The sequence below is a fragment of the Acinetobacter johnsonii ANC 3681 genome, from assembly GCF_000368805.1.
GTDB classification, from domain to species: domain Bacteria; phylum Pseudomonadota; class Gammaproteobacteria; order Pseudomonadales; family Moraxellaceae; genus Acinetobacter; species Acinetobacter johnsonii.
In genome coordinates, this window is the sequence record NZ_KB849705.1 from 956,642 (window position 1) to 971,319 (window position 14,678).

Annotated in this window: 14 protein-coding genes; 7 read left to right on the forward strand and 7 right to left on the reverse strand. The window is 42.1% G+C overall.

The genetic code is table 11. From position 1 onward, the window contains the following. The first annotated feature begins 318 nt into the window (after positions 1-318). Together F946_RS08805 and F946_RS08810 are read left to right on the forward strand one after the other, a co-directional pair. Positions 319-1,650: an OmpP1/FadL family transporter gene (locus F946_RS08805; RefSeq protein WP_004981322.1), complete on the forward strand. Its 1,332-nt coding sequence runs from the start codon at positions 319-321 to the stop codon at positions 1,648-1,650. 329 nt (positions 1,651-1,979) lie between these two features. Beyond that, the gene (locus tag F946_RS08810; protein WP_004981323.1) at positions 1,980-3,218 is read left to right on the forward strand and encodes an OmpP1/FadL family transporter; all 1,239 of its coding nucleotides are present in this window, start codon (positions 1,980-1,982) and stop codon (positions 3,216-3,218) included. Between the two features lie 78 nt (positions 3,219-3,296). Here F946_RS08810 and thrH read toward each other — a convergent pair whose 3' ends face one another. After that, the gene (thrH, locus tag F946_RS08815) at positions 3,297-3,914 is read right to left on the reverse strand and encodes a bifunctional phosphoserine phosphatase/homoserine phosphotransferase ThrH (protein ID WP_004981325.1); all 618 of its coding nucleotides are present in this window, start codon (positions 3,912-3,914) and stop codon (positions 3,297-3,299) included. Between the two features lie 202 nt (positions 3,915-4,116). On the opposite strand from thrH, the gene F946_RS08820 reads away from it, so the two are divergent. Next, a complete protein-coding gene (locus F946_RS08820; protein WP_004981327.1) occupies positions 4,117-4,851 on the forward strand; it encodes a phosphoadenylyl-sulfate reductase in 735 nt (244 codons plus the stop codon). A gap of 161 nt (positions 4,852-5,012) precedes the next feature. Next, positions 5,013-6,392, forward strand: coding sequence for a WS/DGAT/MGAT family O-acyltransferase (locus F946_RS08825; protein WP_004981328.1), 1,380 nt, complete (start codon positions 5,013-5,015; stop codon positions 6,390-6,392). A gap of 63 nt (positions 6,393-6,455) precedes the next feature. On the opposite strand, the gene F946_RS17275 is transcribed toward F946_RS08825, so the two are convergent. From F946_RS17275 to F946_RS08850, 6 genes are all read right to left on the reverse strand, one after another. Then, complete coding sequence (locus F946_RS17275; protein ID WP_004981331.1) at positions 6,456-6,629, reverse strand: PA1571 family protein; 174 nt, start codon at positions 6,627-6,629, stop codon at positions 6,456-6,458. 131 nt (positions 6,630-6,760) lie between these two features. Continuing rightward, complete coding sequence (gene rng, locus F946_RS08830) at positions 6,761-8,215, reverse strand: ribonuclease G (protein ID WP_004981336.1); 1,455 nt, start codon at positions 8,213-8,215, stop codon at positions 6,761-6,763. Between the two features lie 38 nt (positions 8,216-8,253). Further along, positions 8,254-8,820 carry a Maf family nucleotide pyrophosphatase gene (locus F946_RS08835; protein WP_004981338.1) on the reverse strand — a complete coding sequence of 189 codons (567 nt, stop codon included), beginning with the start codon at positions 8,818-8,820 and terminating at the stop codon, positions 8,254-8,256. Then, positions 8,808-9,299, reverse strand: a complete 492-nt coding sequence (gene mreD, locus F946_RS08840) for a rod shape-determining protein MreD (RefSeq protein ID WP_004981340.1) — start codon at positions 9,297-9,299, stop codon at positions 8,808-8,810. The genes F946_RS08835 and mreD overlap by 13 nt, the downstream gene beginning before the upstream one ends. After that, positions 9,286-10,143 (reverse strand): rod shape-determining protein MreC, encoded by an 858-nt coding sequence (mreC, locus tag F946_RS08845; protein ID WP_004694667.1) that lies wholly within the window; start codon positions 10,141-10,143, stop codon positions 9,286-9,288. Before mreC ends, mreD begins: the two co-directional genes overlap by 14 nt. Before the next feature lie 15 nt (positions 10,144-10,158). Further along, positions 10,159-11,205, reverse strand: coding sequence for a rod shape-determining protein (locus F946_RS08850; protein WP_004694670.1), 1,047 nt, complete (start codon positions 11,203-11,205; stop codon positions 10,159-10,161). Positions 11,206-11,338: 133 nt separating this feature from the next. Between F946_RS08850 and gatC the strand changes: the two genes are divergently transcribed. The 3 genes from gatC to gatB are packed head-to-tail and all read left to right on the forward strand — an operon-like array spanning position 11,339 to position 14,660. After that, the gene (gatC, locus tag F946_RS08855; protein ID WP_004694671.1) at positions 11,339-11,653 is read left to right on the forward strand and encodes an Asp-tRNA(Asn)/Glu-tRNA(Gln) amidotransferase subunit GatC; all 315 of its coding nucleotides are present in this window, start codon (positions 11,339-11,341) and stop codon (positions 11,651-11,653) included. 53 nt (positions 11,654-11,706) lie between these two features. Next, positions 11,707-13,185: an Asp-tRNA(Asn)/Glu-tRNA(Gln) amidotransferase subunit GatA gene (gene gatA, locus F946_RS08860; RefSeq protein WP_004981342.1), complete on the forward strand. Its 1,479-nt coding sequence runs from the start codon at positions 11,707-11,709 to the stop codon at positions 13,183-13,185. Beyond that, a complete protein-coding gene (gatB, locus tag F946_RS08865; RefSeq protein WP_004981344.1) occupies positions 13,185-14,660 on the forward strand; it encodes an Asp-tRNA(Asn)/Glu-tRNA(Gln) amidotransferase subunit GatB in 1,476 nt (491 codons plus the stop codon). Before gatA ends, gatB begins: the two co-directional genes overlap by 1 nt. Positions 14,661-14,678 lie beyond the last annotated feature (18 nt).

Genomic DNA, 14,678 nt, shown 5'->3' on the forward strand with positions numbered 1-14,678 from the left:
CATCACAAAAAGGATTTATTCCCATGCTTAATTGAGTAATTTTTAACCAAAAAATAAATTTTATATTTCAAATTATATACTTATATTTTTCATTAACTTAAGTTATAAAAACGTATTTTTTTAGTATAAAAACTCTATTGTGATTACTTTTTGAACTGATTAGTTATATCTAGAGCATTTACTCTTATTTTAATTGTGCTATTTTTGTGACACGGAGTAACAAATGATTTCGGTTAACCGACTTCTCCAAAAGCCAAAAAACATAAACACAAAATGAGCAACAAACATTTGCATTTGCACCTCAAGGAAAGACGTAGAATGAAATTAAAGACATTAACGACAGCAATGATTTTAGCAACTGTACCAATGACCGGGGCATTTGCCGCTGCTCTAGATCGTTCAGGTCAGTCAATCTCTGCATTCTTGCAACCTGGTAATTACTTTGAAGCAGGTATTTCTGTATTAGATCCAGATGTATCTGGACAGGAAGCTGGCACAAGCACAACAAATCGTCAAATTGGTGATATGGCGGGCGATTACTATTTCCCTAGTGCCGCACTAAAATTCCAACTTACTGATAAATTCTCTTTTGGTCTGCTTTACGACCAACCTTTTGGTGCAGATGCTGAATATACTGGCACTAATAATTTTGTTGCAGCTCCAACAGATCGAGTACTAAGCTCACTACCTGTTACAACATCAATGATTGGTGGTACCACTACAGGTAGTACTTCAGTTGAAGTGGATACACAAAACATTTCTATGATTTTTGGTTTCCAGCCTACTGAAAACTTTAATATTTATGGTGGTGGTGTATATCAAACAATTAAAGGTCATGTTTCATTACGTGGTTCAGCTTATAGCGTGTTCAATGGTTATGATGCGAACATTAAAGAAGATTCTGCCGCAGGTTGGTTAGCTGGTGCAGCATTTCAGATTCCTGAAATTGCATTAAAAGCTTCTGTAACATACCGTTCTGAAATTGATCATGAATTTGTTGCGAATGAAAATCTGAGTTTAGCAACGCCATTAGCAAATGCAGCACCAATGTTGGGTGGTATTGTACCACCTGCATTATTACCTGCTATTTCACAAGCAATTGGTGGTTTTGCAGCAGCTAATTCAGCTGATGGCAAAACTAAAATTACAACACCTCAATCTGTGAATCTAGACTTCCAAACAGGCATCATGGCGAATACTGTAGCATTTGCAAATGTACGCTGGGTAAATTGGAAAGACTTCTCAATCACACCTTATAAATTTGGAAAAGCTGCTGAAGCTGTTGGACCTTTGGTCAATCGTCCAAATGGTTTTTCTCTAGTAGAATATACCGATGACCAATGGTCTGCAAACGTAGGTGTAGGTCGTAAATTAAATGACCAATGGGCGGGTAACGTTTCTGTAGGTTGGGACTCTGGCGCAGGTAACCCTGTATCAACGCTTGGTCCAACAGAAGGCTATTGGAACGTTGGTTTGGGTGTTCAATATAGCCCAACGCCAGCAACCTTCATCGCCGGCGGTGTAAAATACTTCTGGTTAGGCGATGCTAAAGCTCAAACTGGTGCTCAAGCAGGTGGCTCTGATTATGTAGCAGAGTTTGAAGATAACAATGCTTTAGCTTATGGCTTAAAAATCGGTTACAAGTTCTAATTATTAATACTGAAAAAACCATCTGTAAAGATGGTTTTTTCATTTTCAACAATGACATCTACACTCTTTTTTATACACTTGTGATTCATTTGTGCAACAAATAAACACTTAAACATTTTGCATAATATTCAATCAGCCACTCAGCAGCTAAAAATAAATCTATATAAATCATAAAATTAATATTTTTTTTTAGTGTTTTTACTCTACACAAGTATATTTTTTAACTTTTCAGTTCATTTTACAACCGTAGTTGAGCATTTACTCTTTTTGTATTTATGTTACTTTTCGTGCCAATCACTTACATAAAGCTACAACAAGGAATGTTCCCTATGAAGCTTACAGCTCTTCGCTCGGCTATTTTGCTCAGCTTAATCCCAACAACTTCAGTATTTGCTGCAGGCCTTGATCGCTCAGGCCAATCTATTGCTGCTTTCCTTCAACCCGGCAATTATTTTGAAGCAGGTATTTCAGTCCTTGACCCTGAAGTAAAAGGAAAAGATACAAGTGGCAACCAAACGGGTGACATGGCAAGTGACTACTACTTCCCTCACGCTGCTCTAAAAATTCAAGCAACGGATCATTTCTCTGTTGGTCTGATTTACGATCAACCTTTCGGTGCAGACGCAGAATACTCAGGTAATAGCACTTTTGTAGAAAACCGCCCAGTTCCATTTCAAGGTGGGACATCTGTTACTGTCGATACTCAGAACTTGAATTTACTTTTTGGATATCAACCGAACGAAAACTGGAATCTTTATGCAGGTGCGGTATACCAAACTGTAGATGGTACAGTTTTACTTCGCGGTACAACTTATAGCGTATTCAACGGTTACGACTTTAGAACTGGCGAAGATGAATCTGTAGGTTGGTTAGCAGGTGTTGCGTATCAAATTCCAGAAATCGCGCTTAAAGCATCAGTAACTTATCGCTCAGAAATCGAGCATAAAATGAATGCTTCAGAAAATTTTGGCGCAGCTGGATATATTTCAATCCCTGGCGCACCTGGCCAATCTGCTCAACTCAATCAATTAATGACAGCCTTAAATGCATCATCTGGCGAAACTAAGTTAACCACGCCACAATCTGTCAATATTGATTTCCAAACCGGTATTATGGCCAATACCGTTGCTTTCGCAAATATACGTTGGGTCGATTGGTCAAACTTCAAAGTACAACCGTATAACTTTGCTAAGCTTTCAAAAGTCGTTGGCCAAAACCCAACGATTAATAAACCAAATGGCTTTAATCTGATTGACTATAAAGAAGATCAAATTTCTGCAACCGTTGGTGTAGGTCGCAAATTTAACGAGCGCTGGGGTGGCAATGTGTCAGTAGGTTGGGATTCTGGTGCAGGTAACCCGGTGACAACACTTGGCCCAACAGAAGGTTTTTGGAGTGTAGGTACAGGTGTTCGTTTTTCTCCAGCAGAAAACTACTTTATTGGCGCTGGCGTGAAGTACTTTTGGTTAGGCGATGCTGATGCTGTAACAGGTGCCCACTCGAATGCTGGAAAATTCACTAATAACGATGCGATCGCTTATGGTTTAAATATCGGTTATAAATTCTAAACCGTAGCATAATATCCAATAAAAAAGGCGCATCTATTGAGATGCGCCTTTATGTTTTCGTAGATATAGCTGTTTGTTTTAAGCCGGAATATCACGAACTGAGGCATTACGAATTGCCTCTTTTAAAGCTTCATAACCATAAATTGCAGGGAATTGTGGGAATTCTTTAATCACATTTTCTGGTGCATCAAACAAAAAGCCTTTATCCGCCTCACCCAGCATAGTGGTGTCATTATAAGAATCACCTGCGGCAATAACACGGTAATTTAGTCCATGCAATCCTTTAACTGCTTCACGTTTTTGGTCAGGTTGGCGCAGCTTATAGGCTGTAATCATACCCTTTTCATCAGTTTCTAACTTATGGCAAAAAATCGTTGGCCAGCCCAGTTGTTTCATTAATGGATGTGCAAACTCATAGAAAGTATCTGATAAAATAATCAGCTGAAAGTGTGTACGTAACCATTCAACAAATTCTTTTGCGCCTGGAAATGGGCCCATTTCAGCAATCACTTCTTGAATATCATTTAAACCTAAACCATGTTCTTTTAATATATTCAAACGCTGTGTCATGAGCACATCATAATCAGGAATATCACGTGTGGTTGCTTCAAGCGCTTTAATGCCTGTTTTTTTAGCAAAGTTAATCCAAATCTCTGGAACTAACACCCCTTCTAGATCAAGGCAAACAACTTCCATGAATACTCCCTTTTATTTACGTGGAAAAATTTTGAACTATCATAGCTTAATATTTGTCTAATGCATTGCTGTTTTTTAAATCTATTTTTTTCATAAGCATTTATTTTTTAGTGATAAGTGGCTTATTTCAACTCTATTAAAATACGCAGCAAATAACGTAATATAGGTCTTGTTAGATTCCAAGCCTATTGCCAGGATACTCATGACAACCATTCCAACTATTGATCTTGTTGATGCTCTCGCAGCTGAATATGCTGATAAATCTCCAAGTGAAATTTTAGCACTTGCACTAAATCAAGCTGGCGAAATTGCCATCTCGTTTTCAGGTGCAGAAGATGTCGTACTTATTGATATGGCTGCTAACTTAGGTAAACCCTTTCGTGTCTTTAGCTTAGACACTGGACGTTTACATGCAGAAACCTATCAATTTATCGAGACTGTACGTAAACACTACAACATTAATATCGAAATTTGTTTCCCAGAAGCAGACGCCGTTCAACAACTGGTCAATGAAAAAGGTTTATTCAGCTTTTATCAAGATGATCATAAAGAGTGTTGTGGTATCCGTAAAGTTCAGCCTTTACGTAAAAAATTGGCGACTTTAGATGGTTGGATTACGGGACAGCGTAAAGACCAAAGTCCGGGCACACGAACTGAAATTCCAGTTGTTCAGTCAGATGTTGGTTTTTCAGGAGAAGGTAAACAGTTAATTAAATACAATCCCCTTGCCAACTGGTCAAGTGCCGATGTGTGGAGTTACATCCGCATGATGGAGGTACCTTATAATCCATTGCATGAGCGCGGTTTTATTTCTATTGGCTGTGAACCATGTACGCGTCCAGTGTTACCAAACCAACATGAACGTGAAGGACGTTGGTGGTGGGAGGAAGCGACTCACAAAGAATGTGGCCTGCATGCAGGTAATTTGAAAAAGTAAAGACTAAAACCACTGCAAAGCAGTGGTTTTTCGCAACCAATGGATACACACAAAGCGCTCCCATTGTTAAAAAAAATCGATATACTAACGGTAAGTTCTATAATTCTAACAAGATTGCTCATATAGGAGCGGTCAGATATTGCAGTGAGGCAATCCAGACTATGCGTCCATTACATCCGATTGACTTTATTTTTTTATCACTTGAAAAACGCCAGCAACCCATGCATGTCGGTGGATTATTCCTATTCCAGATTCCTGAAAATGCACCTTCCAGCTTCATTCAAAATTTAGTTGCTGATATTCGTAATTCAAAATCCATTCCTATTCCTCCATTTAACAACAAACTCAACGGTTTATTTTGGGATGAAGATGAAGAGTTTGATCTTGATCACCATTTTCGTCATATCGCACTCCCACAACCGGGGCGTATTCTTGAACTGCTCACCTATATTTCACAAGAACACAGTAGTTTAATTGACCGCGCTAAACCATTATGGACCTGTCATATCATTGAAGGGATTGAAGGGAATCGTTTTGCCATGTACTTTAAAATTCACCATGCGATGGTGGATGGTATTGCAGGTATGCGTTTGGTGGAAAAATCATTATCACAAGATCCAAATGCAAAGAGTATTGTGCCACCATGGTGTGTTGAAGGTCCTCGTGCGAAACGCTTAAAAGAACCCAACGTCAGTCGCTTTAAGAAAATTATGAATGGCGTAATGGGGCAACTTGAGTCGACACCACGTGTCATGTATGAGTTGTCACAAACAATCATGAAAGATATGGGACGTAATCCTGATTATGTTTCAAGCTTCCAAGCGCCTAGCTCTATTCTTAACCAGCGGGTTAGCTCTTCGCGTCGTTTTGCAGCACAATCTTTTGAGTTTGACCGTTTACGTCATATTTCTAAAAGTTTGGGAGTCACGATTAATGACATCGTACTGGCAATTTGTTCAGGTGCATTACGCGAATATTTGTTGTCCCAAGACGCACTTCCTAAAAAGCCTTTAATTGCGATGGTACCTGCCTCTGTTCGCGATGACGATTCATCTATGTCAAATCGTATCACCATGATTTTGGCAAATTTAGGCACGCATAAAGAAGATCCATTAGAGCGCCTCGCAATTGTTCGTCGTAGTGTGCAAAATGCCAAAGAAAAATTTAAACGCATGAATTCAAACCAAATTTTGAACTATAGTGCCTTTGTTTATAGTGCAGCTGGGCTCAACATTGCCTCAGGCTTACTGCCTAAACGCCAAGCGTTTAATCTGGTGATTTCAAATGTCCCAGGCCCACGTGAGCCATTGTATTGGAATGGTGCACGACTCGATGCACTATACCCTGCCTCAATCATTTTGGATGGTCAGGCACTCAACATCACCATGACCAGTTATTTAGATAAACTTGAAGTTGGTTTGACGGCTTGTCGAAATGCACTGCCGAAGATGCAGAATCTACTTACACATTTAGAAGAAGAGATTCAACGCTTTGAAGCGATTGTGGGCGTCGAAGGCCCAAAGTTGCAAGCGGTCAGTTGATACCGCAGAACGAATCAGAAATACAAGAATAGTCAATAAAACTAAGGGGCTTCGATAAGCCCCTTAGTTTTTAATGCTACGACATTGTTTTAATAATTGATGACACGCAGTACGAATCATGGCAGTTGTAATTTGTACTTCTTTACCCTGATCATCCACGATATACGCATTATGCGTTACTTTCGTATCTAATAAATGTTTCAAACTAGGTTGAATAATTGCTTCTCTAACACCCATATCACACCTCATTTGCTAAACCTATTTGGGAGAATAAGCTTTGGCTATTTCCGTGTTTCTAGTATTAAAAATCTAAGATCGAAAGTAAAATTTCAGTTGTAACAACTATTTAACTATATATTGTTACAATTTCAGCTCAGAATGATATCGTATTGCTCTTGCGTATATAAATTTTCCACCTGAAATTTAATCACACGACCAATGAAATGCTCTAAATCAGCGACTGCTGGGGCTTCTGCAGTTAACAAACGGTCAATCACTGATGGATGCGCAACGACAGTAAAGCCAGTCTGAGATTGATACGCACGTGTATATCTCATGATTTCTCGAAAGATTTCGTAACATACAGACTCAGCTGTTTTCACATAACCCCGTCCCTGACAGGTCGGACAAGATTCACATAATAAGTGCTCTAATGATTCACGTGTACGTTTACGCGTCATTTCGACTAAACCTAACTCAGAAACCTGTGTAATTTTGGTTTTTGCATGGTCCTGCTCAAGCATCCGTTCAAACTGAGTCATGACCTCAGTTCGATGCTCCTGCTCTTGCATGTCAATAAAGTCGATAATAATAATACCGCCTAAATTGCGTAGTCTCAGCTGACGCGCAATGACCTGTGTCGCTTCCATATTGGTTTTAAACACGGTGTCTTCTAAAGAGCGACCACCCACATATGAGCCTGTATTGACATCAATAGTCGTCATAGCTTCAGTCTGGTCAATCATCAAATAACCACCGGACTTCAACGCAACACGCGTCTGCAATGCTCTTTGAATGTCTTCTTCGACATTATACAAGTCAAAAATTGGGCGCTCACCCGGATAGTGAATGAGACGTTCTTTGATATTCGGGACAAATTCTTCTACAAACTCTTGGAGCTTGCCATGTATTTCACGCGAGTCGACTGAAATTTTAGCGGTCTTTTCACTCGCAAGATCGCGAATAATGCGCTGGGGTAAAGGCAGTTCTTCAAAAATTAACGATGGCACTGCAATACTGATCTGCTTGCGCTGAATAAATTCCCAAAGTTTTGCCAAATAAGCCATGTCTTGCGCAATGGCAGCTTCCGCAATCCCATCAGCGGCTGTACGAACAATCACTGAACCCGGAAGTTTATGTTCCGCTTGAATACGCTCAATCATCGAACGTAAACGATCACGCTCGGCTTCAGACTCAATGCGTTGAGACACACCCGTATGATTGCCATAAGGCATCATCACTAAATAGCGCGAAGGAATGGAAAGATCAGTTGAAAGCCGAGCCCCTTTGGTGCCCAGCATGTCCTTCATGACTTGAACAGTAAGAATTTGTCCTGGCTGTAAGAGCTCAAAAACATTCGGGGTGGGTTGATTACGTGACCAAACCATATCATTAATATGTAAAAAAGCAGTTCGTGACAGTCCAATATCAACAAAAGCAGCCTGCATTCCCGGAAGAACACGCACCACTTTACCTTTATAAATATTGCCTACTAAACCACGTTTCACCGTACGCTCAATAAATAATTCATTGACCGTGCCGTTTTCAATTAACGCGACGCGACATTCCATAGGCGTGACGTTAATTAATAACTCGTCAGACATAACAAACTCAAAACATTATAAAAAATCTTTTGAGACAGTTAATTTAGTGCCTTAACTGCCTGTAATAACTGTACCGTTTCATGCAACGGTAGCCCCACGACATTGCTATAGCTTCCCTCTATACGTGGAATATAACGTGCTGCAATGCCTTGTATGGCGTAGGCTCCCGCCTTGCCAAGAGGTTCAGATGTAGCCCAATATGCTTCCATATCATTCAGGCTCAAATGCTGAAATTCGACTTCAGTACGAACTACTATACTTGAAATTTGCGTATTTGTACGGACACAAACCGCAGTATATACATCATGCTTACGGCCAGAAATTTTTTCCCACATTTCAAATGCATGCTGCTTAGATTCAGGTTTTCCTAAAATCTCTTGATCAACCCCTAAACTGGTATCGGCAGCAATCACAATTGCATCAGGATATTGAAGCTGCACTGCCTCAGCTTTGGCACATGCCAGTCGCTCCACATAATGAGCTACCGACTCGCCTGCTTGTACAGATTCATCAATATCTGGACTATAGATATCAAAGACTAGACCGAGCTGCTCAAGCAGCTCACGGCGACGGGGCGAACTGGACGCTAAAATTAAACGCGCCATTTCTTCAACATGAAATAGACCATCGGGAAAGTCAGCACACTACTCAATAGCGGTTGCCAATGACGTGCAAGGGAAAACTGTGCCCCAATCATAATTTGTGCGATCCACGTAATAAACAGATGCGCGACCACAGCCAAGGTGGCGATGACCCAAATATTAGCAAAGGTCATAATTCGACGTTCACGCGTTAAAAAACGGGACACAAATGTAATCAGGACAAAGCTGAGCGCGTTTAAGCCCAAAGGTGTATCGAGCAGTAAATCGGTGAAAATCCCGACTGCAAAGGCAAACCAGATTCCGCTCCATGTCGGTTGGCACAACACCCAAAACAGCATCACCATCATCATAAACAGTGGACGCCAACCAGAGATCGCATAAGACAAGGGATAAACCATCAACACTGAAGCAATGATCACCGAAAAAATGATCGGAAATAACGGGTCACGCTGTTTGGCAGCACGAAGTTTAGCGATCGGCATGCGGTTGCTCCATCGCTAAAGAATCGGAAAATAACACAACGACATGATGCCCACCCGCTAACTGCGCAGCAGGAACAACATCAATTTGAGCAAACTCGCCTGAATTATGACGACTGATTTTTGAAATGGTGCCCACCAGATAACCTGCTGGAAAATGCTCACCTAAACCAGAGCTATACACTTTTTCACCCACTTTGATTTCGGCACTGGTCGGCACGTATTCCATTTTCAAATGCCCCAAATCTCCAGTCCCTGAAACAATGGCACGCATTCCAGACCGCTCTAAGCGAACCGAAAGAGAATGTTCTTTATCTGAAAGCAACATGACGCGACTACTATGCGGATAGACATTAATAATCTGTCCCATAATACCTTTGTCATCGAGCACGGTTTGCCCGACTTTTAACTGACTATTGGCACCACGGTTTACCACAATAATATGACGCAGTGGATCGGCATCTGTCCCTATGACTTCTGCAATCTCCATACGACCATCAATGATCAACGGGGTATCTAACAAACCGCGTAAACGCGTATTTTCCGCAGATAATTCAGATAATTTTTGTAAACGCACCTGCGCCTGCAATAACTCAGCTTGCATCGCGGTATTTTCACGACGCAATTGAGCTTCAGACTTGGTTTGTTGATTCAGCCACTCTCGCGATAACACGGGATAACTTGCTACGGCATAAATTGGATTATAAGCGGCATACAAGACATCTCTTGCAGGTTGAATCACATGCGGCATGCGCCAGTTAAAAAACAGCACGACCAAACATGTGATCACTGCAATGATAAATGAGCGAAAAGATGGCGGTTGTCTGGAAAACAGATTTGTTTGCACCCGCCGATTCCTTTATTAGCCTACAAATAACATGTCGTGATTTGGATTATCGAAGAATTCTAAAACTTTACCACCACCACGAGTGACACAAGTTAGAGGATCTTCTGCAACCACCACAGGTAAGCCTGTTTCTTGCGCAAGAAGTTTATCGAGGTTACGCAGTAATGCACCACCACCAGTCAACACTATACCGCGCTCAGCGATGTCTGAAGACAGCTCAGGAGGCGTTTGCTCAAGTGCAGATTTCACAGCTGAAACAATACTTTGTAATGGATCAGAAATCGCTTGCGTAATTTCGTCCGAAGTCACAGTGATCGCACGTGGCACACCTTCAGCAAGGTTACGGCCGCGAACTTCAATTTCAAGTGCTTTGGCATCGGCTTCTGGTAAAGCCATACCCACTTCTTTCTTGATAATTTCAGCAGTAGTTTCACCAATCACGCAACCATGTGCTTTACGTACGTAGTTAATGATTTGTTCATCAAATACATCACCACCAATACGTAGTGAGTCAGCATAGACACAACCTTGCAGCGAAATAATCGCAATTTCAGTTGTACCGCCACCAACATCGACCACCATAGAGCCGCATGCTTGTTCAACTGGCATACCTGCACCAATTGCAGCAGCCATTGGTTCTTCAATCAAACGAACATCACGCGCGCCTGCATTAAATACAGCTTCACGAATAGCACGACGCTCAACCAAAGTTGATTTGCAAGGCACACACACCACAACACGAGGTGCAGGTGGGAACAGACGTTTTTCATGTACTTTACCAATAAATTGGTTCAGCATGGTTTCGGTCACTTCAAAATCGGCAATCACGCCATCCTTCATTGGACGAATGGCAGAGATATTTGCAGGTGTACGGCCCAGCATTTGCTTTGCATCAAGACCTACCGCGGCAACGATTTTTTGTGAACCACTGTGACGAATTGCCACAACTGTCGGTTCATTTAATATAATGCCTCGTCCTGGTGCATAAATAAGTGTATTTGCTGTACCTAAATCAATGGCTAGATCGGGCGAAAACAAGCCAATTAGTCTTTTTAGAATCACGGAGACGTTCTCGATTAAACTTTATGTGGACGCAAGGTGGCAACTTTAACTAAATGTGATGATTTGAACAAGTCAATCGCTTATTATAACGCACGATATTTTGAAATTTTTTAATACTGACTCAGGTGATGTTATGTCTACATCGGATGCACAGCATTCTGCAGATTTAAATGCACAAACAGTTTCAGCAATCGCCAATCTTGCTCGATTGTCGCTAGATGATACGCAATCTGCTGAATATGCTCAAAGTCTAAATAAAATTTTAGGCATGATGGAAACCTTAAAAGGCATCGACACCGATGGTGTTGAGCCGCTTAAAAGCCCATTTGATCACCCACAACCCTTACGTGAAGATGTGGTTTCAGAAACCAATCATCGTGATGAATATCAAGCCATTGCACCGCAAGTGCAAGACGGTTTGTACCTAGTTCCTCGCGTGATTGAATAATTTCTATTCAGTTAAACCATTATTTTGTAAAAATTAACGTAAAGACATTTCTCATGACAGATTTACATCGCTTATCGATTCGTGAACTCTCTGAGGGTTTAGCTGGGGCTAAATTTTCATCTCGCGAACTGACTGAACATTATTTAAAGCGCATTGCAAAACTGGATACACAAGTTAAATCTTATGTAACCGTGACTGCAGAACAAGCGCTTGCACAAGCCGATGCTGCCGATGCTGCAATTAAAGCAGGCACAGCAACCGCATTGACAGGTGTGCCAATTGCACACAAAGACATTTTTTGCACCCAAGGCATTAAAACCACTGCGGGCTCAAAAATGTTGGATAACTTTATCTCTCCTTACGACGCTACCGTTGTAGCGAAAGGTAAAGCCGCTGGTCTAGTCACTTTAGGTAAAGTGAACATGGACGAATTTGCAATGGGTTCAACCTCTGAGAATTCATTCTACGGCGCTACAGCAAACCCTTGGAACTTAGGTCATGTACCAGGTGGTTCTTCAGGTGGGTCTGCGGCAGCGGTTGCAGCGGACCTTGCTCCATTTGCCACAGGTACAGACACAGGTGGTTCAATTCGCCAACCTGCATCGTTCTGTGGCTTAACGGGTCTTAAGCCAACTTATGGCCGTGTCTCGCGCTTCGGTATGATTGCGTATGCATCATCGCTGGATCAAGGCGGGCCAATGGCACGTTCGGCTGAAGACTGTGCCTACCTCATGAATGTGATGGCAGGTCATGACGCAAAAGACTCAACATCCGTTGAAAAAGACGTTGATGACTATGTGGCGAACCTAAATGGCACAGCGGTTCAAGGTCTACGTATTGGTATTCCAAAGCAATACTTCAATGTCGCTGGTTTAGACGCAGACGTAAAAGCACGCGTTGAAGAATCATTGAAAAAGTTAGAAGACATGGGCGCGACCTTGGTTGAGATTGATCTCAACATGACTGAAGCTTATGTTCCGACCTATTACTTGATTGCGCCTGCTGAAGCATCATCAAACTTGTCTCGTTACGATGGCGTACGTTATGGCTACCGTGCAGAGAACCCTGTTGACCTGATGGACTTATACAAACGTTCACGTTCTGAAGGTTTTGGTGCAGAAGTGCAACGTCGTATCTTGATTGGTACGTATGCGTTGTCTGCAGGTTACTACGATGCGTACTACGTGAAAGCTCAAAAAGTCCGTCGTCTGATTCAACAAGACTTCTTAAAAGCGTTTGAATCGGTTGATGTGATTGCTGCACCTGCTGCTCCAACCACGGCTTATAAAATTGGTGCGAATCTGTCTCCAGTTGAAATGTACTTGGGCGACATTTACACCATCGCAGTTAACCTTGCGGGTCTTCCTGCGATTAACGCACCTGTTGGTTTTGACAAAGACAACTTACCTGTGGGCTTACAGCTGATTGGTAACTATTGGTCAGAATCTCAACTGTTGTCTGTGGTACATCAGTACCAACAAGCGACGGATTGGCATACGAAACGTGCGGCAATTGCTGAGGAGAATGCATAATGGCTCAAGCTCAAAAGAAACCAAAATCATTATTGATTGATGGTTGGGAAGTTGTGATCGGGATTGAGATTCATACTCAGCTTGCGACCCAATCTAAAATCTTCTCAGGTTCTTCGACTGAATTTGGTCAAGACCCAAACACACAAGCCAGCCTCGTTGACTTGGCGATGCCGGGCGTACTGCCTGTATTAAACAAAGAAGTGGTCGATTTAGCCATTCGCTTTGGTTTGGGTATTGATGCTTACATCGACCAAGCGTCTGTGTTTGCACGTAAAAACTACTTCTACCCAGACTCTCCAAAAGGCTACCAAATCAGCCAGATGGATAACCCGATTGTGGGCTTGGGTCATATCGACATTCAACTTGAAGATGGTACGGTAAAGCGCATTGGCGTAACGCGTGCTCACCTTGAAGAAGATGCAGGTAAATCGATCCATGACCAGTTTGAAGGTATGTCAGGCATCGACTTAAACCGTGCAGGCACACCTTTACTTGAAATCGTGTCTGAACCCGATATGCGTTCGGTTGAAGAAGCTGTGGCTTATATCAAGTCGATTCACACTTTAGTGCGTTGGTTGGGTATTTCTGACGGTAACATGGCAGAAGGTTCATTCCGTGCTGACTGTAACGTATCGTTACGTCGTCCGGGTCAACCGTTCGGCACACGTTGTGAGTTAAAAAACCTCAACTCATTCCGTTTCATTGAACAAGCGATCAATGTTGAAATTGAACGCCAAATGGAAATTTTGGAATGGGATGGCACGATTGACCAAGAAACGCGTCTATTCGACCCTGTCAAGATGGAAACACGTTCAATGCGTTCGAAAGAAGAAGCGAACGACTATCGCTACTTCCCAGACCCTGACTTGTTGCCTGTGATTATTTCAGATGCGCAAATTGAAACTGCTCGTGCTGCGTTGCCCGAACTTCCTGCGGCACGTCGTGAGCGTTTCGTAGCGGACTTTGGTGTCACTGAGTACGATGCGCATGTGTTGACGTTGACCCGTGAAATGTCAGACTTTTATGAAGTGGTTGTGGCTGCTGCTGGTGGCGCGGCTCAAGGTAAAGTGTCTGCAAACTGGGTCATGGGCGAATTCTCTGGTGCTTTAAACAAAGCGGGCTTAGAACTAGCAGACTCTCCTGTTTCTGCTGAAAAACTGGGCGGCATGGTTGAACGTATCGTGGATAACACCATTAGCGGCAAGATTGCGAAGCAAGTATTCGGCTTTATGTGGGATGAAGGCAAAACTGCGGACGAAATTATTGCGGAAAAAGGCTTGAAGCAGGAAACTGATACAGGTGCGATTGAAGCGATTATCAAAGACGTTCTTGCTGCCAATGAGAAGATGGTTGAAGAGTATAAGTCTGGTAAAGAGAAAGCTTTCAACGGTCTTGTCGGTCAAGTGATGAAAGCGTCTAAGGGTAAAGCTAACCCTGCTCAAGTGAATGAGTTGATGAAGAAATTGATTGGTTGATCTGATCTAAATTCAAAA

Bases quoted from the DNA above. Each gene is read 5' to 3' on its own strand.
- F946_RS08835 (WP_004981338.1), bottom strand. From the start codon at position 8,820: ATGGCGCGTTTAATTTTAGCGTCCAGTTCGCCCCGTCGCCGTGAGCTG.
- thrH (WP_004981325.1), bottom strand. From the start codon at position 3,914: ATGGAAGTTGTTTGCCTTGATCTAGAAGGGGTGTTAGTTCCAGAGATT.
- F946_RS08810 (WP_004981323.1), top strand. From the start codon at position 1,980: ATGAAGCTTACAGCTCTTCGCTCGGCTATTTTGCTCAGCTTAATCCCA.
- mreD (WP_004981340.1), bottom strand. From the start codon at position 9,299: ATGCCGATCGCTAAACTTCGTGCTGCCAAACAGCGTGACCCGTTATTT.
- gatB (WP_004981344.1), top strand. From the start codon at position 13,185: ATGGCTCAAGCTCAAAAGAAACCAAAATCATTATTGATTGATGGTTGG.
- F946_RS08825 (WP_004981328.1), top strand. From the start codon at position 5,013: ATGCGTCCATTACATCCGATTGACTTTATTTTTTTATCACTTGAAAAA.
- F946_RS08820 (WP_004981327.1), top strand. From the start codon at position 4,117: ATGACAACCATTCCAACTATTGATCTTGTTGATGCTCTCGCAGCTGAA.
- F946_RS17275 (WP_004981331.1), bottom strand. From the start codon at position 6,629: ATGGGTGTTAGAGAAGCAATTATTCAACCTAGTTTGAAACATTTATTA.
- gatC (WP_004694671.1), top strand. From the start codon at position 11,339: ATGTCTACATCGGATGCACAGCATTCTGCAGATTTAAATGCACAAACA.
- gatA (WP_004981342.1), top strand. From the start codon at position 11,707: ATGACAGATTTACATCGCTTATCGATTCGTGAACTCTCTGAGGGTTTA.
- F946_RS08805 (WP_004981322.1), top strand. From the start codon at position 319: ATGAAATTAAAGACATTAACGACAGCAATGATTTTAGCAACTGTACCA.
- rng (WP_004981336.1), bottom strand. From the start codon at position 8,215: ATGTCTGACGAGTTATTAATTAACGTCACGCCTATGGAATGTCGCGTC.